Source organism: Nocardioides sp. (genome assembly GCF_035503875.1).
Classification (GTDB): domain Bacteria; phylum Actinomycetota; class Actinomycetes; order Propionibacteriales; family Nocardioidaceae; genus Nocardioides.
Genome location: NZ_DATJTA010000015.1, coordinates 1 through 19,231, shown reverse-complemented (window position 1 = coordinate 19,231; position 19,231 = coordinate 1). Strand labels below are relative to the sequence as shown.

19 protein-coding genes are annotated in these 19,231 nt (G+C 72.8%); 7 read left to right on the top strand and 12 right to left on the bottom strand.

The window, feature by feature from the left end; all coding sequences use genetic code 11:
* The first annotated feature begins 234 nt into the window (after positions 1-234).
* The gene (locus VMF51_RS04020) at positions 235-1,482 is read left to right on the top strand and encodes a lytic murein transglycosylase (protein WP_325473113.1); all 1,248 of its coding nucleotides are present in this window, start codon (positions 235-237) and stop codon (positions 1,480-1,482) included.
* A gap of 67 nt (positions 1,483-1,549) precedes the next feature.
* Here the strand turns inward: VMF51_RS04020 and hemB are convergent, their stop codons facing one another.
* The 7 genes from hemB to VMF51_RS03985 form a co-directional block, all read right to left on the bottom strand.
* Positions 1,550-2,527, bottom strand: coding sequence for a porphobilinogen synthase (hemB, locus tag VMF51_RS04015; RefSeq protein ID WP_325473112.1), 978 nt, complete (start codon positions 2,525-2,527; stop codon positions 1,550-1,552).
* Positions 2,524-4,182 (bottom strand): uroporphyrinogen-III synthase, encoded by a 1,659-nt coding sequence (locus VMF51_RS04010; RefSeq protein WP_325473111.1) that lies wholly within the window; start codon positions 4,180-4,182, stop codon positions 2,524-2,526. The genes hemB and VMF51_RS04010 overlap by 4 nt, the downstream gene beginning before the upstream one ends.
* Entirely contained in the window at positions 4,179-5,144 is a 966-nt protein-coding gene (gene hemC, locus VMF51_RS04005) for a hydroxymethylbilane synthase (protein ID WP_325473110.1), read from the bottom strand. The genes VMF51_RS04010 and hemC overlap by 4 nt, the downstream gene beginning before the upstream one ends.
* Positions 5,141-6,433, bottom strand: a complete 1,293-nt coding sequence (locus VMF51_RS04000; RefSeq protein WP_325473109.1) for a glutamyl-tRNA reductase — start codon at positions 6,431-6,433, stop codon at positions 5,141-5,143. Before VMF51_RS04000 ends, hemC begins: the two co-directional genes overlap by 4 nt.
* A complete protein-coding gene (locus VMF51_RS03995) occupies positions 6,430-7,131 on the bottom strand; it encodes a redox-sensing transcriptional repressor Rex (RefSeq protein ID WP_325473108.1) in 702 nt (233 codons plus the stop codon). Before VMF51_RS03995 ends, VMF51_RS04000 begins: the two co-directional genes overlap by 4 nt.
* Before the next feature lie 188 nt (positions 7,132-7,319).
* Complete coding sequence (locus tag VMF51_RS03990) at positions 7,320-7,559, bottom strand: glutaredoxin family protein (protein ID WP_325473107.1); 240 nt, start codon at positions 7,557-7,559, stop codon at positions 7,320-7,322.
* Positions 7,556-9,139 (bottom strand): class I adenylate-forming enzyme family protein, encoded by a 1,584-nt coding sequence (locus VMF51_RS03985; protein ID WP_325473106.1) that lies wholly within the window; start codon positions 9,137-9,139, stop codon positions 7,556-7,558. Before VMF51_RS03985 ends, VMF51_RS03990 begins: the two co-directional genes overlap by 4 nt.
* A gap of 76 nt (positions 9,140-9,215) precedes the next feature.
* Between VMF51_RS03985 and VMF51_RS03980 the strand changes: the two genes are divergently transcribed.
* The 3 genes from VMF51_RS03980 (at position 9,216) to VMF51_RS03970 (ending at position 12,335) form a co-directional block, all read left to right on the top strand.
* Positions 9,216-10,097 (top strand): HAD-IB family hydrolase, encoded by an 882-nt coding sequence (locus VMF51_RS03980; protein WP_325473105.1) that lies wholly within the window; start codon positions 9,216-9,218, stop codon positions 10,095-10,097.
* Positions 10,098-10,204: 107 nt separating this feature from the next.
* The gene (locus VMF51_RS03975; protein WP_325473104.1) at positions 10,205-10,954 is read left to right on the top strand and encodes a sigma-70 family RNA polymerase sigma factor; all 750 of its coding nucleotides are present in this window, start codon (positions 10,205-10,207) and stop codon (positions 10,952-10,954) included.
* Positions 10,955-11,087: 133 nt separating this feature from the next.
* Positions 11,088-12,335 (top strand): DUF5667 domain-containing protein, encoded by a 1,248-nt coding sequence (locus VMF51_RS03970; protein ID WP_325473103.1) that lies wholly within the window; start codon positions 11,088-11,090, stop codon positions 12,333-12,335.
* 16 nt (positions 12,336-12,351) lie between these two features.
* Here VMF51_RS03970 and VMF51_RS03965 read toward each other — a convergent pair whose 3' ends face one another.
* The 5 genes from VMF51_RS03965 to VMF51_RS03945 all read right to left on the bottom strand — a co-directional run bounded on the left by VMF51_RS03965 (position 12,352) and on the right by VMF51_RS03945 (position 16,338).
* Positions 12,352-13,494: a lysophospholipid acyltransferase family protein gene (locus VMF51_RS03965; protein WP_325473102.1), complete on the bottom strand. Its 1,143-nt coding sequence runs from the start codon at positions 13,492-13,494 to the stop codon at positions 12,352-12,354.
* A gap of 10 nt (positions 13,495-13,504) precedes the next feature.
* A complete protein-coding gene (locus VMF51_RS03960; RefSeq protein WP_325473101.1) occupies positions 13,505-14,533 on the bottom strand; it encodes an NAD-dependent epimerase/dehydratase family protein in 1,029 nt (342 codons plus the stop codon).
* Positions 14,534-14,561: 28 nt separating this feature from the next.
* Positions 14,562-14,663 carry a 30S ribosomal protein bS22 gene (locus VMF51_RS03955; RefSeq protein ID WP_008356322.1) on the bottom strand — a complete coding sequence of 34 codons (102 nt, stop codon included), beginning with the start codon at positions 14,661-14,663 and terminating at the stop codon, positions 14,562-14,564.
* Between the two features lie 113 nt (positions 14,664-14,776).
* Positions 14,777-14,983, bottom strand: coding sequence for a helix-turn-helix domain-containing protein (locus VMF51_RS03950; RefSeq protein WP_325473100.1), 207 nt, complete (start codon positions 14,981-14,983; stop codon positions 14,777-14,779).
* Between the two features lie 167 nt (positions 14,984-15,150).
* Positions 15,151-16,338, bottom strand: a complete 1,188-nt coding sequence (locus VMF51_RS03945) for an acetoin utilization protein AcuC (protein ID WP_325473099.1) — start codon at positions 16,336-16,338, stop codon at positions 15,151-15,153.
* A 188-nt stretch (positions 16,339-16,526) separates the two neighbouring features.
* Between VMF51_RS03945 and trpS the strand changes: the two genes are divergently transcribed.
* From trpS to VMF51_RS03930, 3 genes are all read left to right on the top strand, one after another.
* Positions 16,527-17,489 (top strand): tryptophan--tRNA ligase, encoded by a 963-nt coding sequence (gene trpS, locus VMF51_RS03940; RefSeq protein ID WP_325473098.1) that lies wholly within the window; start codon positions 16,527-16,529, stop codon positions 17,487-17,489.
* 70 nt (positions 17,490-17,559) lie between these two features.
* A complete protein-coding gene (locus VMF51_RS03935; RefSeq protein ID WP_325473097.1) occupies positions 17,560-18,003 on the top strand; it encodes a hypothetical protein in 444 nt (147 codons plus the stop codon).
* Positions 18,004-18,048: 45 nt separating this feature from the next.
* The gene (locus VMF51_RS03930) at positions 18,049-18,747 is read left to right on the top strand and encodes a TetR/AcrR family transcriptional regulator (RefSeq protein ID WP_325473096.1); all 699 of its coding nucleotides are present in this window, start codon (positions 18,049-18,051) and stop codon (positions 18,745-18,747) included.
* Positions 18,748-19,231: the final 484 nt, after the last annotated feature.

Here is a 19,231-nt window from a genome sequence, read left to right as displayed (position 1 = left end):
CGGCGCGGGTCGGGGTCGGATCGCCGAGAATGTGGCCCAGCCCACTGCGATCACGCTCGTTTCGGCTCCTACCCTCGAGGGCAGCATCGTGACGGCGACCACTCAAGATCTGGGTAGGTTCATCCGAATCGGGTTCCTGCGTAACCTTGCCGTGACACGATTCGTTGCAGCGACGTACCCGACGTGAGGGAGCGCTCGGGTGAACACCTTCGTTCGGAGACCGGGAGACACCGAATGACCGCACGACGATTCGGACGCGCACAGCGTGCGACGGCCCTGGTGCCCCTCGCCCTGCTGTCCGCAGCCTGGACCGTGAGCCTCGCCGGGGTCGGCGCCGGCTCCGCGACCGCGAACCGCTCTCCCGACCTCCCGCCGGCCGGCCTGCCCGACGGCACCAGCATCCCCTCCCAGGCCATCGACGCCCCGGCGAGCGTCTCCTCACCCGACGGCGTCGCGCCCGGCATCGGCGCCGGCGGTGCCGCGCAGGCGATCTCCACCGCCACGACCGCCGGCATCCCGTCGGCCGCGCTGGCGGCGTACCAGCGCGCCGAGACCGTCATCAACGCCGCCGACGAGAGCTGCAACCTCACCTGGCAGCTGGTCGCCGCGATCGGCCGGGTCGAGTCCGACCACGGCCGCTACGGCGGCAACACCCTCGACGACCAGGGCGTGGCCCGCCCCGGCATCTTCGGCATCGCGCTCGACGGCACCCGCAACACCAAGGCCATCCCCGACACCGACGCCGGACAGTTCGACGGCGACGCCGTCTGGGACCGCGCGGTCGGCCCGATGCAGTTCATCCCCTCGACCTGGTCGGTCGTGGGCGTCGACGCCGACGGCGACGGCCGGCGCGACCCGCAGGACATCGACGACGCGGCCCTGGCCTCGGCCGTCTACCTCTGCTCCGGCGAGGACGACCTGTCGGCCACGGCCGGACAGCGTTCGGCGGTCTACCGCTACAACAACAGCGACTCCTACGTCGACCTCGTCCTGTCGATCATGAACGCCTACCTCGACGGCGAGTACACCTCGGTCCCCAACGGCACCACCGCCGCGGGCTACCTCCAGCCCGACACGTCGTACACCCCGCCGCCGACCCCGTCGGCCGGCGGGACGAAGGACGTCAGGGAGAGCAAGCCCAGCGGCGGGACCACCGGCGGCTCCGGGGGCGGCGACAAGCCGGCGCCCACCAAGCCCGCCCCGACGACCGCGCCGCCCGCCCAGAACCCCGGCGGGAAGCCGCCGAAGCCCACCAAGCCTCCCGTGCCGCTCCCGTCCGTGGTGCTGCCGACCCTGCCCACCACCGGGGTCACCCCGGTCGACGAGACGCTCACCTACGCGCAGGCGGTCGTCCAGTGCGCGCTCGACTACGGCCTCAAGATCGACATCGGCGGCGTGGTCAACGTGATCCTCGGCCTCCTCAACACCGTCGTCGGGTCCGAGAAGACCGAGGCCTGCATCGCCAAGTACACCGGCGGCTGACGGTCAACTTCTGCCGACTCGGCGCGCAAGTTCTGCCGACTCGACGGGTAACTTCTGCCGACTCGCGTCAGGGGGCGAGGAGGCGGGCGGCCTCGGCGGCCCAGTAGGTCAGGATGACGTCGGCGCCGGCGCGGCGGATCGACGTGAGCGTCTCCAGGATCGCCGGCTCGCGGTCGATCCAGCCGTGGGCGGCGGCCGCCTCGAGCATGGAGTACTCGCCGGAGATGTTGTACGCCGCGACCGGGACGTCGACGGCGTCGCGCACACGGCGTACGACGTCGAGGTAGGCCAGGGCGGGCTTCACCATCACCAGGTCCGCGCCCTGCTCGACGTCGAGCAGCGCCTCACGGACGCCCTCGACGGCGTTGGCGCCGTCCTGCTGGTAGGTACGCCGGTCGCCCTGCAGCGAGGAGTCCACGGCCTCCCGGAACGGGCCGTAGAAGGCCGAGGCGTACTTCGCCGAGTAGGCGAGGATCGAGACGTCGGTGTGCCCGATGCCGTCGAGGGCGGAGCGGACCACCGAGACCTGGCCGTCCATCATGCCGCTCGGACCGACCATGTGGACGCCGGCCTCCGCGTGGACGCGGGCCATCTCGGCGTACAGCTCGAGGGTGCGGTCGTTGTCGACCCGGCCGTCGTCGGTGAGCACGCCGCAGTGGCCGTGGTCGGTGAACTCGTCGAGGCACAGGTCGCTCATCACGGTCAGCGCGTCACCGACCTCGGCGACCACGTCGGCGATGGCGACGTTGAGGATGCCGTCGGCGGCGAGCGCGCCGGACCCGACGGCGTCCTTGGCCGCCGGGATGCCGAAGAGCATCACCCCGCCCAGCCCCAGCTCGGCGGCCTCGGAGACCGCGGCGAGCAGGGAGGAGCGGGTGTGCTGGACGACGCCCGGCATCGACGAGATCGGCACCGGGGCGTCGATGCCCTCGCGGACGAACACCGGCAGCACCAGCTGGCGGGCCTCCAGCGAGGTCTCCGCCACCATCCGGCGCAGCGCCTGCGTGGTACGCAGGCGCCGCGGGCGGATGACGGGGCCGGTCATCGCGCGGTCGTGGTCTTCCGCCGGCCCGAGGGCTTGCGCTCGGACGGCCGGGTGACCTCCTGGCCGGCCTCCACCATCGCGGCCCGGCGCGCGGCGCCGAAGTCGGCGAGGGCGTCGGCGAGCTCCTCGACGTCCGGCTTCGGAGCGAGGACGTCGACGCGCAGGCCGTGCTCCTCGGCGGTCTTGGCCGTGGCGGGGCCGATCACGGCGATGATCGTCGACGGGTGCGGCTTGCCGGCGATGCCGACCAGGTTGCGCACCGTCGAGGACGAGGTGAAGACGACCGCGTCGAACTTGCCGGTCTTGATCGCGTCGCGGGTCGGCGCCGGCGGCGGCGTGGCCCGGACGGTCCGGTAGGCGGTGACGTCGTCACACTCCCAGCCGAGGTCGATCAGGCCCGCCACCAGCGTCTCGGTGGCGATGTCGGCGCGGGGCAGGAAGACCCGGTTGATCGGGTCGAGGACCTCGTCGTACTCGGGCCAGTCGGCGAGCAGGCCGGCCGCGGACTGCTCGCCCGACGGCACCAGGTCGGCGCGCAGACCCCAGTCGGCGATCGACTGGGCGGTCTTGTCGCCGACCGCGGCGATCTTGAGGCCCGAGAAGGCGCGGGCGTCGAGGCCGTACTCCTCGAACTTCTCGCGGACCGCGCGCACCGCGTTGGCGGAGGTGAAGGCGATCCACTCGTAGCGGCCCTCGACCAGGCCGCGGACGGCCTTGTCCATCTGCTGCGGGTTGCGCGGCGGCTCGACGGAGATGGTCGGCACCTCGTCGGGCACGGCGCCGTACCCGCGCAGGCGGTTGACCATCGGGCCGGCCTGGTCCTTGGTGCGCGGCACCAGCACCCGCCAGCCGAAGAGCGGCTTGGTCTCGAACCACGACAGCGTGCCGCGCAGGTCGACGACGTCGCCGATCACCGTGATCGCCGGGGGCGCCATCCGGGCCGCGCGGGCGTCGGCGGCGATGTGCTCGAGCGTCGAGGTGACCGTGCTCTGGGTCGTGGTGGTGCCGACCCGGGTCATCGCGACCGGGGTCTGCGGCGACCGGCCGGCGGCGATCAGCGCCTTGCTGACCTCGCCGATCTGGCCGACAGCCGAGAGCAGCACCAGGGTGCGGCGGTCGGCGTACTGGCTCCAGTCGATCTTCTCGCCGCAGGTCACGACCGCGACCTCGCGGTTGTCCTTGGTGGTGAGCGGGATGCCGGCGTACGCCGGGACCGCGCTGACCGACGAGATGCCGGGCACGATCTCGAAGCCCAGGCCCACCTTGGCGCAGGCCTGCGCCTCCTCGGGGCCGGACGCGTAGACGAACGGGTCGCCGGTCATCAGGCGTACGACGCGCAGGCCGCGCTTGGCCTGCTTGACGACGACCTTGGCGCGGGCCGCGTGGGTGAGCGGCTGGCCGTCCTCGCCGAAGCCGCCGTCGACGAACTCCGGGCCGGGCACCGGCTCGCCCTCGGGTACGTCGGCCGGGTCGGGGAGCCCGAGCAGGGTGCGCACCAGGGCGGCGTGCTCGGGGGCCTCGGTGACGATCACCTCGGCCTGCTCGATCAGGCCCACGGCGCGGACGGTGAGCAGTTCCGGGTCACCGGGACCGCTGCCCACGAAGGACACCCATCCACGGGTCGGGGTGGCGTTGGTGGTCTTGCCTCGGGTCATGCGTTGCGCACCTGTTCTGACTCGTCGTGCTGTCGTGTGTCCAGCTCACCGGCACCGTCGGCGAGCATCTCCGCCGCGAGCCGGTTGCCGACGCCGGCGGCATCGGCGGGGTCCCCCGACGCGGACGACCGCACCGAGAGCCCTCCGTCGGGTGAGAGCGCGATCGCGCGCACCCAGATCTCGTCGCCGTCCTCGCCCTCGACGACCTCGGCGAGGGCGCCGATCGGTGCCGAGCAGCCACCCTCGAGGGTGGCAAGGACGGCTCGCTCCGCCTCGACCGCGGCCCGCGCGAGCGGGTCGTCGAGGACGGCCAGGTCCGTGACGAGGCGGTCGTCGCTGCGGCACTCCACCCCGAGCGCACCCTGGCCGGGGGCCGGGAGCATCTGCAGCGGGTCGAGCACCTCCGTCGCCTCCTCCAGCCGACCGATCCGGGCCAGTCCGGCGCGGGCCAGCACGACGGCGTCGTACTCACCCGAGCGGACCTTCCCGATCCGGGTATCGACGTTGCCACGGAGTCCGGCGACCTCCAAACCGAGGCCGAGCGCGTGCAGCTGGGCGGCCCGCCGGGGCGAGCCGGTGCCGACCCGCGAGCCCACCGGGAGCTCGCCGAGGGTCAGGCCGTCGCGGGCGACGACGACGTCGCGCGGGTCCTCGCGCCCGGGGATCGCGACCAGCGAGATCCCCTCGGCGGGGTAGGTCGGCAGGTCCTTGAGCGAGTGGACGGCGACGTCGATCTCACCGCGCAGCAGGGCGTCGCGCAGCGCGCTGACGAACACGCCGACCCCGCCGTACGACGCGAGCGGGATGCCCGAGGCCTGGCTGCGGTCGCCGTCGGTGGCGATCTCGACGAGCTCGACCTCGACCCCCAGCTTGGTGCGGATCAGGTCCGCCACGGTGCCGGCCTGGGTGGTGGCGAGCAGCGAGGCGCGGGTGCCGACCCGCACGGGGCTCGCGGCGCTCACCGGAGTCCCTCCGGACGGGTCATCGCGTCGACGGCCTCGGGGTCGAGTGCGAACAGCTCGGCGAGGGCGGCGGCGTAGGAGACCGCGCCGGCCTCGTTGGACAGCTCCTTGACCCGCACGGTCGGCTCGTGGAGCAGCTTGTCGGCGACCCGGCGCACGGTGTGCAGCACCTCGGCGCGGGTGGTCTCGTCGAGTTCGGGGAGCCGTCCGACGAGGCGGTCCATCTCGGCCTCGACCACGCCGGTGGCCATCGTCCGCAGCGCCACCACGGTCGGGGTGACGCTGGCCTGGCGGCGCGCGGCGAGGTACGCCGAGACCTCCTGGCCGACGATCCGGCGGACCTCCCCGACCTCGCGGCCGGCGTCGGAGGCGTGCAGGTCGTCGGCGAGCTCGGCCAGGCCGACCAGGGTGACGCCGGGGAGCTCGGTCACGGCCGGGTCGACGTCGTGGGGCAGGGCCAGGTCGATGAGCACGACCGGCCGGCCGTCGGGCCGGGTGCGCGCCACCATGTCGCGGCTGATCTGTACGCCGCTGGAGCCGGTGCAGCTCACCACCAGGTCGGCGGCGCCGAGCTCGGCCTCGAGGTCGGACAGGGACACCGAGCGGGCGGCGTACTCCAGGGCGAGCCGGTCGGCCCGCTCCCGGCTGCGGTTGGCGACGACGATGTCCGAGGCCCCGAGCCGGGCCACGGTCGCGGTGGCCAGTCCGGCCATCGCGCCGGCGCCGACGACGAGCACCCGGCGGCCGGCGAGCCCGTCGGCGGCGAGTCCGGAGCGGTCCAGCGCGGCACTCACCAGGGACGGCGCGGCGCGGTCGATGTCGGTCTCCGCACGCGAGCGCTTGCCGACCCGCAGGGCCTGCTGGAAGAGCACGTTGAGCGAGGGCCCGACGGTGCCGAGCTCCTGGCCCAGGCGCAGCGCCTCGCGCGTCTGGCCGAGGATCTGGCCCTCGCCGACGGCCATCGAGTCGAGCCCGGCGGCCACCTGGAACAGGTGCGAGACCGCGCCGTCGTCGTAGTGGACGTAGAGGTGCGGCAGGAGGGTCTCGGTCGAGCGTCCGGCCCGGTCCACCAGCAGCCGGGAGAGCTCCTCCACGGAGCCGTGGAACCGGTCGACGTCGGCGTAGATCTCCAGCCGGTTGCAGGTCGAGATGACGGTCGCCTCGGTGACGTGCTCGCACGCGACGACGTCGTGGACCAGCTTCGGCGCGCCGTCGGGACCGAGCGCGACGGACTCGAGGAGCGAGACCGGCGCGGTGTTGTGGGAGATGCCCACGACGAGGACGCTCATGCGGTCTCCTCCTGGGTGTGGGTCACCACGGCCGCGCTGGCGCTGTCGTGCGCCTTGCGCTGCTCGTGGTAGGCGAGGATCTGCAGCTCGATGGAGAGGTCGACCTTGCGCACGTCGACGCCGGCCGGGACGTTGAGCACCGTCGCCGCGAAGTTGAGGATGCTGGTGATGCCGGCCGCCACCATCCGGTCGGCGACCGACTGGGCCGCGACGGCGGGGGTCGCGATGACCCCGATGGCCACGCCGTGCTCGGCGACGATGCCCTCGAGGTGGTCGAAGGGGCGTACGCCGATGCCCGCGACCGTCTCGCCGGTCCGCGCCGGGTCGGCGTCGAGGAGCGCGACCGTGTGGAACCCGCGGCTGCGGAAGCCGGAGTAGTTGGCGAGCGCGTGCCCGAGGTTTCCGATCCCGACGATCACGACGGGCCAGTCCTGGGTCACGCCGATCTCGCGGGCGATCTGGTAGCGCAGGTAGTCGACGTCGTACCCGACGCCGCGGGTGCCGTAGCTGCCGAGGTACGACAGGTCCTTGCGCAGCATCGCGCTGTTCACACCGGCCGACGCCGCGAGCAGCTCGCTCGAGCAGGTCGACGTGCCGGCGTCGGAGAGCGAGGTGAGGGCCCGCAGGTACACCGGCAGCCGCGCGACGGTGGCCTCGGGGATGTCCCGGGCGGTCTCGCTGGGCGTCCGTGCAGTCACGTTCTGCTTCTCTCCATGCCCGGGGGCAAGTAGCTGCCGCGGATGGGGGCCGGCGCAGCCCGGATTCGTCCGACGGCTCGCTCACTGTAGGAGTTTGTGAACGGGAGAACAAACTCGCGCCGGTGCCGTCCGCGGGGCGGACCTAGCACATGTGAGATGACCCACGATCGGAGGGGGTCGATCCGGCCTCAGCGGGTCAGCGCGGCCCGCAGTCGCCGCTCGTCGACCCGCCAGAAGTCGTGCTGGCGCCCGTCCACGAGGGTCACCGGGATCTCCTCGCCGTACCGCTCCATCAGGACGGGGTCGTCGAGGATCGAGATCTCGTCGTACTCCTCGCCGAGGTCAGCACAGACCCGCTCGATCACCGTCCGGGCGTCGTCGCACAGGTGGCACCCGGGCTTGGCGTAGAGGGTGACGCGCGCGGTCACGGCGCCTCCTCCAGCAGCCCGAGGGCGCGCCGCCGCTCGATCCCCCGCAGCCGGCCCTTCTGCACCTTGCCCGTCACCGTGAGCGGCAGCTCGTCGACGACCTCGATCCGCCCGGGTCGCTTGAAGCGGGCGAGCCGGAGCGCGCAGTGCTCGCGTACGGCGTCCTCGACCGCGGCCGGGTCGGCACCGGGCGCGACGACGTACGCCACGACGGCCTCGCCGGTCTCCTCGTAGGCGACGCCGATGACCGCGGCCTCGCTCACCTGGTCGAGCTCGCGGATCACCTCCTCGACCTCGACGGGATAGACGTTGAAGCCGGAGACGATGACCATCTCCTTGAGCCGGTCGACCAGCGTCAGGTCGCCCTCGGCGTCGAGGAAGCCGACGTCGCCCGTCGACCACCATCCATCGGCATCGGGACCGTCGGCGCCGTCGGGCCAGTAGCCGCTGAACAGGTTGGCGCCGCGGACCTGGATCTCGCCGGCGTCCTCCCCCTCGGGCTCGCGGCCCGCCTCGTCGACGAGGCGCACGCCGATGCCGGGCAGGGCCGCACCCACCGAGCCGAGCGCCGGCGGCCGGGTGCTGCACAGGGTGCTGGTGACCACCGGCGAGGCCTCGGTCAGGCCGTACCCCTGGTGCACCGCGATGCCGGTGCGCGCCACGAACTCCTCGACCAGCTCGGGGGCGAGCGGCGCCGAGCCGGAGAGCACGAGGCGGACCGGCCCCAGGCGCTCGGCCAGCTGGTCCTCGCCGCGCCAGTAGGCGAAGACCGGCGGCGCGACCGGGATCACGCTGCAGGCCTCGTCGTCGATGATGTCGAGGGTGCCCTGGGGGTCGAAGCGCTCCACCAGGACCAGCTTGGCGCGGTGCCGGAGCACGCCGCCCAGCACGGCGTTGAGGCCGTACACGTGGAAGAGCGGGAGCACTCCGAGGACCACGTCGTCGCCGTGCATCATCGGCGGCTCCACGGCCGCGACCTGCTCGATGTTGGCGAGCAGGGCGCGGTGGGTCAGCATCGCCGCGCGCGGGCGGCCCGACGTACCGCTGGTGTAGAGGAGGCAGGCGAGCTTCTCGGGGTCCTGGAGCGGGGGCACGGGACGGGCCTGGTCCGCGTGCAGGTCGTCGTAGGAGCGCTCGCCGGGCAGGGGTACGCCGCCGACCAGCACGATCCGGGGTGCGCCGGCCTCGGGCAGGTCCGCGACGGCGGACCGGACGCCGGGCGCGGTCTCGTCGTCGGCGAGGACCAGCTTGGCGCCGGAGTCGGCGAGCATCCGGGCCAGCTCCCCGGGCGTCGACAGCGGGTTCACGGGTACGGCGACCGCCTGCGCCCGCAGGATCGCGAGGTACGCCGCGACGAACTCCAGGCGGTTGCCCAGCACCAGCATGACCCGGTGACCGGCGACGATGCCCGCGGCACCGAGCCCGGTCGCGAGGCGGCCCACCTCGTCGTCGAGCTGCACCCAGGTCAGGCAGCGGCCTCCCGCCTCGACGACGGCCAGCTTGTCGGGGCTCTCCACCGCGGCAGCGGTGACCAGATCGGCCACGTCGCGGACGTCGGACACCCCGGCGGAGGCAGGCATGGAGGGATGATTCCACACCCGCGCCCGCCCCGCGGCGGTCTCCACGAGACGCCCTGCGGGGCTCTACCCTGGCCGGGTGACCCCGCCCGCCGTACGGCGCAGCCTCCCCGACCTCCGGCAGCGGTCCGCGCTGGCCGGCGAGGCGGCGGCCGCGGCCGCCGAGGTCGAGACCGCCCTGAACACGCCCTCCGATCCCGGCTCGGCGGCGTTCTTCGACGTCGACAACACGGTCATGCAGGGGGCGAGCATCTTCCACCTCGCCCGCGGCCTGCACCGGCGCAAGTTCTTCACCACCCGGGAGATCGCGGGCGCCGCCTGGAAGCAGGCGTACTTCCGCATCGTCGGCGTCGAGGACCCCGAGCACGTCGCCGACGCCCGCAACTCCGCGCTGTCCTTCATCGCCGGCCACACCGTCACCGAGCTCGAGGAGCTGGGCGAGGAGATCTTCGACGAGGCGATGGCCCACCGGATCTGGCCCGGCACCCGGGCGCTGGCCCAGATGCACCTCGACCAGGGGCAGCGGGTCTGGCTGGTCACCGCGGCACCCATCGAGATCGCCCAGATCATCGCCCGGCGGCTCGGGCTGACGGGCGCGATGGGCACCGTCGCCGAGCACGACGGCGGCGTTTACACGGGTCGCCTGGTCGGAGACATGCTGCACGGCCCGGCCAAGGCCGAGGCGGTCCGGGCGCTGGCCGCCCGGGAGGGCCTGGAGCTCGCGGCCTGCTCGGCGTACTCCGACTCCTACAACGACCTGCCGATGCTCTCGCTGGTCGGCGACCCCTGCGCGATCAACCCGGACGCGCGACTGCGCGCCCATGCGCGCGAGCAGGGCTGGCGGGTGCGCGACTACCGCACCGGGCGCAAGGCGGCCCGCGCCGGGTTGCTGGTGGGCGCGGCGACAGGCGCCGCGACCGGTGCCGTCGCTGCCGCGCTGGCGGTGCGCAAGCGGCACTGACCCGCTCCCCACCTGCGGATTTTGCGGACGCATTCGTTCACATGCCGGACCTCGTCTGCGTATGGTGAGCAGTCGATCGGTGGGCGACTCGGGGAGGGATCGACCGGATGCCGTGGGAGCGAGGCGACCTCGCGTATGGGCTCGACGCCCTGCGCGTCGAGGTCGCGCGCCTGCTGCGGCCCGCGGCGGTGCTCGCCGGCGGTCCCCCGATGCTGCTCTCCGAGGCCCTCACGGGTGACGGGGGCGGCTCCGGCCCGTCGTACGGCGACGCGGACCAGGCCGCCTCCTCCGAGGACTCGGAGGCCGAGCGGACCCGGCTGATCGCCCTGGTCGAGCTGGCCCGGCAGGGCGACGCCGACGCGTTCGGCCTGCTCTACGACCACTACCACGGCGCGGTCTACCGGTTCCTCTGCTACCGCACCCGGTCCACGACGCTGGCCGAGGACCTCACCTCGGAGACCTTCTTCCGGGCGCTGCGGAGCATGAACGGCTTCCGGTGGCAGGGCAAGGACTTCGGCGCCTGGCTGATGACCATCGCCCGCAACCTCGCGACCGACCACTTCAAGGCCGGCCGGACCCGGCTGGAGCTGGCCACCGAGGACATGGCCCAGCACGACGCCAGCACCGAGGGACCGGAGGACGCGGTCCTCGCCGGGCTGACCAACGAGATCCTGCTCCAGGCGCTCACCCAGCTCCCGTCGGAGCAGCGCGACTGCCTGGTGATGCGCTTCCTGCAGGGCCTGAGCATCGCCGAGACGGCGGCCGCACTGGGGCGCAGCGACGGGGCGGTCAAGCAGCTCCAGCTGCGCGGGGTGCGCAACCTCGCGAAGCTGATGCCGGAAGGGATCCGGGGCTGATGGACCTGCGCGCAGAGATCGTCGTCACAGCAGCGGCGTACGCCATAACCTCCGCCGACCACCGGTCGTTGGAACGGTCGTCCGGGTGCGGCGTCACGCTCCCGGTCCGTGACGAGACCTCAGGACGGAAGCCATGATCCCCGTGTTCGCGCGCCGGCGGGCGGAGGAGTTCGACGCGCTGGTCGAGGGCACCTCGACCGGGGCGGACGACGCCCGGTACGCCGAGCTGCTCGACCTGGTGGGGTCGCTGCGGGAGTCGACGCCCGTCGAGCCCCGGGCCGAGTTCGTCGCCGACCTCCGCGAGCGGCTGATGGCCGCGGCCGAGACCGACCTCGTCCCGGCCTCCGACACCACCACGCCACGCACGGCCGTCGAGGACCGGTTGACCGTCGCGCGTCGCTCCCCGCGCGAGCGTCGGCTGGCGGCCGCCATCGGCGGCCTCGCACTCGTCGGCGCCACCACCTCGATGGCGGTCGCCGCCCAGTCCGCCCTGCCGGGCGACGTGCTCTACCCCCTGAAGCGGGCCATCGAGAACGCCCACACCGGCCTCAGCGTCGACGACGAGCGGAAGGGCTCGACGCTCCTCGCCAACGCCAGCGACCGGCTGGAGGAGGTCAACCGGCTCGCCCACGAGGCGCCCGCCGAGGAGGTCGACGTACGCCGCGTCGAGGAGACCCTCGCGACCTTCACCTCCCAGGCGACCGAGGCCAGCGACCTGCTGCTCGGCGCGTACGAGGCGGAGGGCGACGAAGAGGCCCTGACCGAGCTGCAGGAGTTCACCGACCGCAGCTTCGAGTCCCTCGACCAGCTCGCGGCCGACGTCGGCGACGACGTCCGTGCCGCCCTGGTGCCGGTCGGCAACGTGCTGGCGGCGATCGAGACCGCGATCCAGGAGGCCTGCCCCGCCTGCACCGACGTGCTCACCGAACTGCCCCCGTGGATGCTGACCAGCGCCGAGCAGCTCGCGTCCTCCACCCTGGCCGACCTGGTCGGGTCGAGCGGCGGCGTCGCCCCCGAGCCCGAACCGGGAGCCGGCGGCTCCGGCGGCGCCGCGGTCGACGGGAAGCCCGATCCCGCGGTCGGCAAGCCGCCAGCCCCGGCTCCGGCCGGCGTCCCCTCCCTCCCGCTCCCGGCCCCCACCGGTGGCGCCGCGGGTGGCGGCGGGTCCACGGGCGGCGGTGGCACGGATCCTCAGCCGAAGCCCGGCAAGAACGTCGTGAGCGACCTCGTCAACGGCCTGCTCGGCCCCGGCGGCGGCACCGACGCCAACGGGGGGCCGAAGCCGCCGACCGTGGGCGACGTCCTCCAGGGTGTCGGTGAGGGCGTGGGCGGACTGCTCGACACCATCACCCAGCCGCTGCAGCCGACGCCCAAGCCCTGAGCGGGCGCGGCCGGTCTCAGCGGAAGACGGACTCCCGCTTCATCAGCAACGAGTAGAGCGTCTGCTGGATCGTCTCGCGCACCTGGTCGGTCACGTTGAAGACCAGCATCGGGTCGTCGGCGGCGGCACGGTCGTACTCGTCGGTGCGGATCGGCTCGCCGAACTCCAGCAGCCACTTCGACGGCAGCGGCACCAGCCCGAGCGGGCCGAGCAGCGGGAAGAGCGGCGTGATCGGGATGTACGGGACGCCGAGCAGCCGGGCCAGCGCGGGCACGTTGCCGACCAGGGGGTAGATCTCCTCCGCGCCCACCACCGAGAGCGGCACGATCGGCACGCCGGTGCGCAGGGCCGCCGACACGAAGCCGCCGCGACCGAAGCGCTGCAGCTTGTAACGCTCGGAGTACGGCTTCCCGATGCCCTTGAAGCCCTCCGGCCAGACACCGACCAGCTCGCCACCGCTCAGCATCCGCTCGGCGTCCTCGGAGCAGGCCAGCGTGGCGCCGCCCTTGCGGGCCAGCGCGGAGAAGACCGGCAGCCGGAAGAGCAGGTCGGCCCCGAGCGGCCGCAGGAAGCGACCCGTGTGGTCGTGGACCGACACCATCGTCATCAGCCCGTCGACGGGCACCGTGCCGGAGTGGTTGGACACGACCAGCGCGCCGCCCTCCGCCGGGATGTTCTCGGCGCCGCGGACCTCGATGCGGAACCAGCGCTCGGCGATCGGCCGGAGCGCGGCCATGAAGAACCGCTCGCTGATCTCGCGGTCGAAGCCGTACTCGTCGACCTCGTAGTCGCCGGTCAGGCGCCGGCGGAGGAACGCGAGGAACCGCGCGAGCTGCGGCTCCCAGTGCTCGCCGAACACCTCGACCGCCGCGTGCTGGAACGCGGCGAGCCAGTCGGCGGCCGGGATGCCGTCCAGCGGGCCGCGGTCGGTGGCGGTGACCGGCGGGCGGAGCGTCTCCTCGACGGGCTCCACGGCCGGCTCGGTGGGAGCCGGCTCCGGGGCCGCGCGGACCGCCTTGCGGGGCTGCGGCCTAGCGCTCTTGGCGCTCTTGGCGCCCTTCGGGCCGGCGAGCTGGCGGGCGGCGGAGGACGGCTGCTTGCCCGTGCCGCGGCCGGGTCGGCCCCGGGTCCCGATCGGGATGATCTCGGCGTCGCCCATGCTCGGCTCCCTAGCTCGTCGATCGTGCGGTCGTGAGCTGGCGCTCGATCCCGGCCAGCGCCCGGTCGGCGTACCCGCCGGTCGGGGGCAGGGTCGAGGCGAAGTCGGCGAAGGCCTCCGCCGTGGTGTACGCCGGCTCGAAGCCGAGCACCTCGCGCATCCGGGTCGTGTCGACGCCGCGTCCGTAGGTGAGGAAGGCGAGCTGCTCGGGCGAGAAGTCGGCCATCCGCGCGGAGCGCAGGGTGGATCCGACGTTGCCGACGAGGAAGCCGGGCATCGGCACGCTGGGACGTCGCAGGCGGCGTACGGCCTGGGAGAGCATCAGGATCCCGTCGCCGGCGACGTTGTAGGTGCCGGCGACGTCGTGGGTGACGGCGTACCGGAGCACCTCCATCAGGTCCTGCTCGTGCAGGAACTGCAGGCGGGCGTCGTGCCCGACGACGGTGGGGATGACCGGCAGCCGGAAGTACGACGTGATCGGGCTCGAGACGTGCGGGCCGACGACGTTCGCGGCGCGGATCGTCGCGACCCGGACGTCGGAGCGACGGCGGGCGAAGCCGCGGACGTACCCCTCGATCTCGGCGACGTCCTTGGAGTAGCCCGAGCGCGGCGCGCGCCGGGGCTCCATGTCCTCGGTGAACATCGCGGGGTCACGACTGCTCGCGCCGTAGACCGTGGTCGTCGACTTGACCACCAGGTTGCGCAGCCCGGGCGCCTTCTGGCACGCGGCGAGGAGCTGCATCGTCCCGATGACGTTGAGCTCTTTCATCGAGTTGCGCCCACCGGCGCTGCCCGGCGTCGCGATGACGCTCATGTGCACGACCGTGTCGACGTCCTCCTTGGCGATCACCTTGGCGATCACCGGGTTGCGGATGTCCGCACGGACGAACGAGACGTCGCCGAGGTCGCCCCGCGGGGGGACGACGTCGACTCCGATCACCCGGTCGACGGCGGGGTCGGCTGCGACGAACCGCGCGAACCTGCGCCCCAGGTCGCGGGACACGCCCGTGACCAGGACGACCAAGCCGGCGCTGCCCATGGCGACCCCTCGACCCGGGAGGTGTGGCTTACTTGCCGAGCTTGCGGCGCTGGACGCGCGTCTTCTTCAGCAGCTTGCGGTGCTTCTTCTTGGCCATGCGCTTGCGCCGCTTCTTGATGACAGAACCCACGGGATACCTTTCAACAGCTGTGAGGCGGACCCGCGGAGACACCGCAGGACCCGGACAGCCTATCCGCCGTGCGGTGGCAGGCAGAATCGCGGCCCGCGGGCCGGACGCGCGGGTCAGCCCGCGTCGTAGAAGCTCTTGCGCAGGTACTCGTTCGCGTCCTCCTCGCGGACGCGGAACGACCGGCCGACCCGCACCGCGGGCAGCTCGCCGCTGTGGACCAGGCGGTAGACGGTCATCTTCGAGACGCGCATCATCGACGCGACCTCGGCGACGGTCAGGAACTTCGCTTCGGAGATATCACCGGAGGAGTTGGCAGCCATCGTGCACCAGCTCACTTTCTTTGCGCCCGCCACCGGCTTCCCCACCGGTGATCACACGGGCAGCGCTCTCGTGAGAATAGGGCCTGGTGTGACTCATGGGGAAGAGGTGAACACAAGAAACACCAGTGGTCTACGGCGTGTTGACTTGCGGAACACCTCTGTGGGAGTCATGGCATCGGGTCGAGACCGTGCAGCGGGAACACCTCCATCCGGGTCGCGTGCACCGCCCGGTCCAGCCAGGTGTCGGGGTCGTACCCCTCGCGCCAGTCGCGGTACGCCGGGTTCCGCCCGTCGGTCAGCCGGTACGGCGCGGTGCAGTCGAGGTACTCGCCGACATACTCGCGCCAGCCGCCGGGCGTCTCGGTCAGCGGGTCGACCGGACGGCCGCCGACGATGCCGAGCAGGTGCGTCCACGCCCGGGGGACGACCTCGACGAGCGCGTAGCCGCCCCCGCCGGTGGCGACCCACCGGCCGCCGGCGACCTCGTGAGCGAGGTCGTGCAGGGCCTCGTACGCCGCCCGCTGGCCGTCGACGGTGAGCATCAGGTGGGCCAGCGGGTCCTCGGCGTGCGAGTCGCAGCCGTGCTGGGTGACCAGCACCTCGGGCCGGAACTCGCGCAGCAGCGGCGGGACGACGGCATGGAAGGCGCGCAGCCAGCCGCCGTCGCCGGTGCCGGGCGGGAGCGCGACGTTCACGGCACTGCCCTTCGCGGCCGGTCCGCCGATGTCGTGGGCGAAGCCGGTGCCCGGGAACAGCATCTGGCCGGTCTCGTGCAGGGAGATGGTCAGCACCCGGGGGTCGTCCCAGAAGACCTTCTCCACGCCGTCGCCGTGGTGGACGTCGACGTCGACGTACGCGACCCGCTCCGCGCCCTGGTCGAGCAGGCTGCGGATGCCGATCGCGACGTCGTTGTAGATGCAGAAGCCGCTGGCCCGCTCGGGCATCGCGTGGTGGAGCCCACCGCAGATGCTGGCCGAGTGCAGCGACTCGCCGCTCCAGACCTGGCGGAACGCCTCGACCGTGGCGCCGACGACGTGGGACGCGGCATGGTGCATCCCGGCGAAGACGGGGTTGTCGTCGGTCCCGAGACCGAACGCCTCGTTCGGCGCGGGGTTCGCCCCGGCGCGCATCACGGCCTCGATCATCGCCGGGTCGTGGACCGTCGCCAGGGTGTCCGCGTCGGCGGTCGGCGCGGGGACCGTCCGCAGGCCGCCGGCACCCACCACCCCGAGCTCGGTGGCGAGCCGCATCGTCAGGTCGACCCGCAACGGGGACATCGGGTGGGCCGGGCCGAAGTCGTACTCGGTGAGCGACGGGTCGAAGACGACCGTCGCCGGTCCCTCGCAGGCGGGCATGTGGCGACGCTACCCGCCACCGCCGCCCGTGCCATGATGTGTCCGTGCTCTCGACCTCGCTCTCCCTGCAGTGGTGGCCCGCCTGACGGCGGACCACGTCTGAAGCACGCACTTCACCCCACGGCCGCCCACGGGCGGCCGTTCGCGTTTCTCGGCACTCCCGTGGGCCCTCATCCAGGAGCCCCACCATGACCACGCGACACCTCTCCCTCCTCAAGCCCAGCGGCCACCTCACCCTGGGCAACCTGCTCGGCGCCCTGCGCCCGATGGCCGCGGCGCAGGACGACGCCGACTGCGTGTACGGCGTCGCCGACCTGCACGCGATGACGATCAGCCACGACCCCGCCGTACTCCGGAGCCGGACGGCGGAGCTCGCCACCCTGCTGCTCGCGGCGGGCCTGGGCCGGAGCACGCTCTTCGTGCAGAGCCGGGTGCCCGCGCACGCCCAGCTCGCCTACCTGCTCGAGTGCGTCGCCACGACGGGCGAGCTGAACCGGATGATCCAGTTCAAGGAGAAGGGCCGCGGGGTCGCGTCCACCCGGGCCTCGCTCTACACCTACCCCGCGCTGATGGCCGCCGACATCCTGCTCTACCGGCCGGACCGGGTCCCGGTCGGCGACGACCAGCGCCAGCACGTCGAGCTGACCCGCGACCTCGCGCTCCGCTTCAACCGGACGTACGGCGAGGTCTTCACGGTCCCCGAGCTGGTCACGCCGGCCGCCGGCGCGCGGGTGATGGACCTCCAGGACCCGACGTCGAAGATGGGCAAGTCGGCCGCGGACACCGCCGGGGTCATCCACCTGCTCGACTCCCCCGACGTCGTACGCCGCAAGGTGGCCCGCGCCGTGACCGACTCCGACACCGGGCCGGACGCGGTGCGCGGGGACCGTTCACAGAAGCCCGGGGTCACCAACCTGCTGGAGATCCTCGTCGCGTGCGGCGGCTCGACCGACGGGCTCGCGACGTACGGCGCGCTGAAGAAGGCGGTGACCGACGCCGTGGTGGCCGAGCTCGAGCCGCTGCAGAAGCGGTACGCCGACCTCGCGAGCGACGCGACGCACGTCGCGCAGGTGTACGCCGTGGGCGCCGCGCGAGCCCGGGACCTGACGGCGCCGGTGCTCGCGGCCGCGGAGGCGGCGATCGGGCTATGATTTGAACGCGTTCAGACTTGGACTATAGTGACGTCGCCACTAATTGAACGCGTTCAATAGAGGAGCCGAGATGAGCTGGACCGTGTGGACCTACGTCGTCTACTTGCTCGTGACCGTGCCGCTGACGGTCTGGGTGGCCAGGACCCTGTCGCGCAACGGCAAGGTGTTCCTGGAGGACGTCTTCGCCGGCAACGACCGGCTCGCCGAGGCGGTCAACACGCTGCTGGTCGTCGGGTTCTACCTGCTCAACCTGGGCTTCGTCAGCCTCTTCCTCCGCGTCGACAGCACCGTCGTGGACGTCGCGGGCGTCTTCGAGCAGCTGAGCGTGAAGGTCGGCGTCGTCGCCCTCGTCCTGGGCGTCCTGCACTTCTTCAACGTCTACGTCTTCAGCGCCATCCGGCGGCGCAGCCGGACGGAGGCGCGCCGCGGCGCACCGATGCCGCCGCAGGCCCAGGTGGCGGCGTACGGGCCGGTGCCGCCGTACGCCGCGCCGTACCCGGCGCCGGGTCGATGACCTCGCCCGTCGAGCACGTCGGTGGAGGTGACTACCCTGAGACCCGTGCCGGATCCCGCCGCTCGCTCACCCAAGGCCGAGCAGACCCGCGGGACCATCCTGGAGTCGGCGATGCGGCTGTTCCGCCGCGACGGCTACGACCGCACCACGATGCGGGCGATCGCCAGCGAGGCGGGCGTCTCCGTCGGCAACGCCTACTACTACTTCGGCTCCAAGGAGCACCTGATCCAGGCGTTCTACGACCAGGTGCAGGTCGAGCACGCCGACGCTGCGGCCGGCGTACTCGAGCGGGAGACGTCGTTCGAGGCCCGGCTGCGCGGCGTACTGGAGGCCTGGCTGGAGGTCGCGGAGCCGAGCCACGAGTTCGCCGGCCAGTTCTTCAAGAACGCCGCCGACCCGCGCTCGCCGCTCTCCCCCTTCAGCGTCGAGTCCACCCCCGCCCGCCGGGCCTCGACCGCGCTCTACGCCCGGGTCCTCGACGGCACCGACCTCAAGCTCCCCGCCAACCTCCGCCGCGAGCTCCCCGAGCTGCTGTGGCTGCTGCAGATGGGCGTCGTGCTCTTCTGGGTCTACGACGACAGCCCCGACCAGCGCCGCTCCCGCGAGCTCGTCTCCCGCCTGGTCCCCATCGTCACCCGCACCGTCCGCCTCTCCCGCCTCCCCGTCGTCCGCGGCCTCGTCGACGACGTCCTGGGCCTCGTCAACGCCCTCCGCCCCCCGCCGCCACCCCCCGCCGCTGGTTGAGGTGCGCAGGACGAAGTCCTGAGCCTCGAAACCCGGCGAGCCAAGAAGCAGCGGTCGGTACGCGCTGGAGTTGGGGTGCGGCCTCTGGTCGGCGCGCGGCGGCTTCAAGGACTACTGAGATAGCGGGGTCGCCGCAGGCGGCACTCGTCGTACCTGATCGCGGTCGCCTGCGGGTCAGGCGCTGCTTCGGGTCAACCGCTGTGGCCACCGCTACAAAAGCTCGGTACGACGAGCGCCGAGCAACGCTGGTTGAGGTGCGAAGGACGAAGTCCTGAGCCTCGAAACCCAGCGAGCCAAGAAGCAGCGGCGGGCGGGCACTCCCGGCGGCTGTGGAGGACGAACGCGGACTGTCGGTGCCCGCCTCTACCATCTTCGTATGGCCACTCGGGAACTCCACGACTGCGACAACGCATCCGCGTTGCTCGCCTACGTGGGCGCCCGCCGCACCGTCGCAGCACGAGCCGAGGCCGACCAACTCGCCGCC

Bases quoted from the DNA above. Each gene is read 5' to 3' on its own strand.
- VMF51_RS04020 (WP_325473113.1), top strand. From the start codon at position 235: ATGACCGCACGACGATTCGGACGCGCACAGCGTGCGACGGCCCTGGTG.
- hemB (WP_325473112.1), bottom strand. From the start codon at position 2,527: ATGACCGGCCCCGTCATCCGCCCGCGGCGCCTGCGTACCACGCAGGCG.
- VMF51_RS04010 (WP_325473111.1), bottom strand. From the start codon at position 4,182: ATGACCCGAGGCAAGACCACCAACGCCACCCCGACCCGTGGATGGGTG.
- VMF51_RS04000 (WP_325473109.1), bottom strand. From the start codon at position 6,433: ATGAGCGTCCTCGTCGTGGGCATCTCCCACAACACCGCGCCGGTCTCG.
- VMF51_RS03985 (WP_325473106.1), bottom strand. From the start codon at position 9,139: ATGCCTGCCTCCGCCGGGGTGTCCGACGTCCGCGACGTGGCCGATCTG.
- VMF51_RS03975 (WP_325473104.1), top strand. From the start codon at position 10,205: ATGCCGTGGGAGCGAGGCGACCTCGCGTATGGGCTCGACGCCCTGCGC.
- VMF51_RS03970 (WP_325473103.1), top strand. From the start codon at position 11,088: ATGATCCCCGTGTTCGCGCGCCGGCGGGCGGAGGAGTTCGACGCGCTG.
- VMF51_RS03965 (WP_325473102.1), bottom strand. From the start codon at position 13,494: ATGGGCGACGCCGAGATCATCCCGATCGGGACCCGGGGCCGACCCGGC.
- VMF51_RS03960 (WP_325473101.1), bottom strand. From the start codon at position 14,533: ATGGGCAGCGCCGGCTTGGTCGTCCTGGTCACGGGCGTGTCCCGCGAC.
- VMF51_RS03950 (WP_325473100.1), bottom strand. From the start codon at position 14,983: ATGGCTGCCAACTCCTCCGGTGATATCTCCGAAGCGAAGTTCCTGACC.
- VMF51_RS03945 (WP_325473099.1), bottom strand. From the start codon at position 16,338: ATGCCCGCCTGCGAGGGACCGGCGACGGTCGTCTTCGACCCGTCGCTC.
- trpS (WP_325473098.1), top strand. From the start codon at position 16,527: ATGACCACGCGACACCTCTCCCTCCTCAAGCCCAGCGGCCACCTCACC.
- VMF51_RS03935 (WP_325473097.1), top strand. From the start codon at position 17,560: ATGAGCTGGACCGTGTGGACCTACGTCGTCTACTTGCTCGTGACCGTG.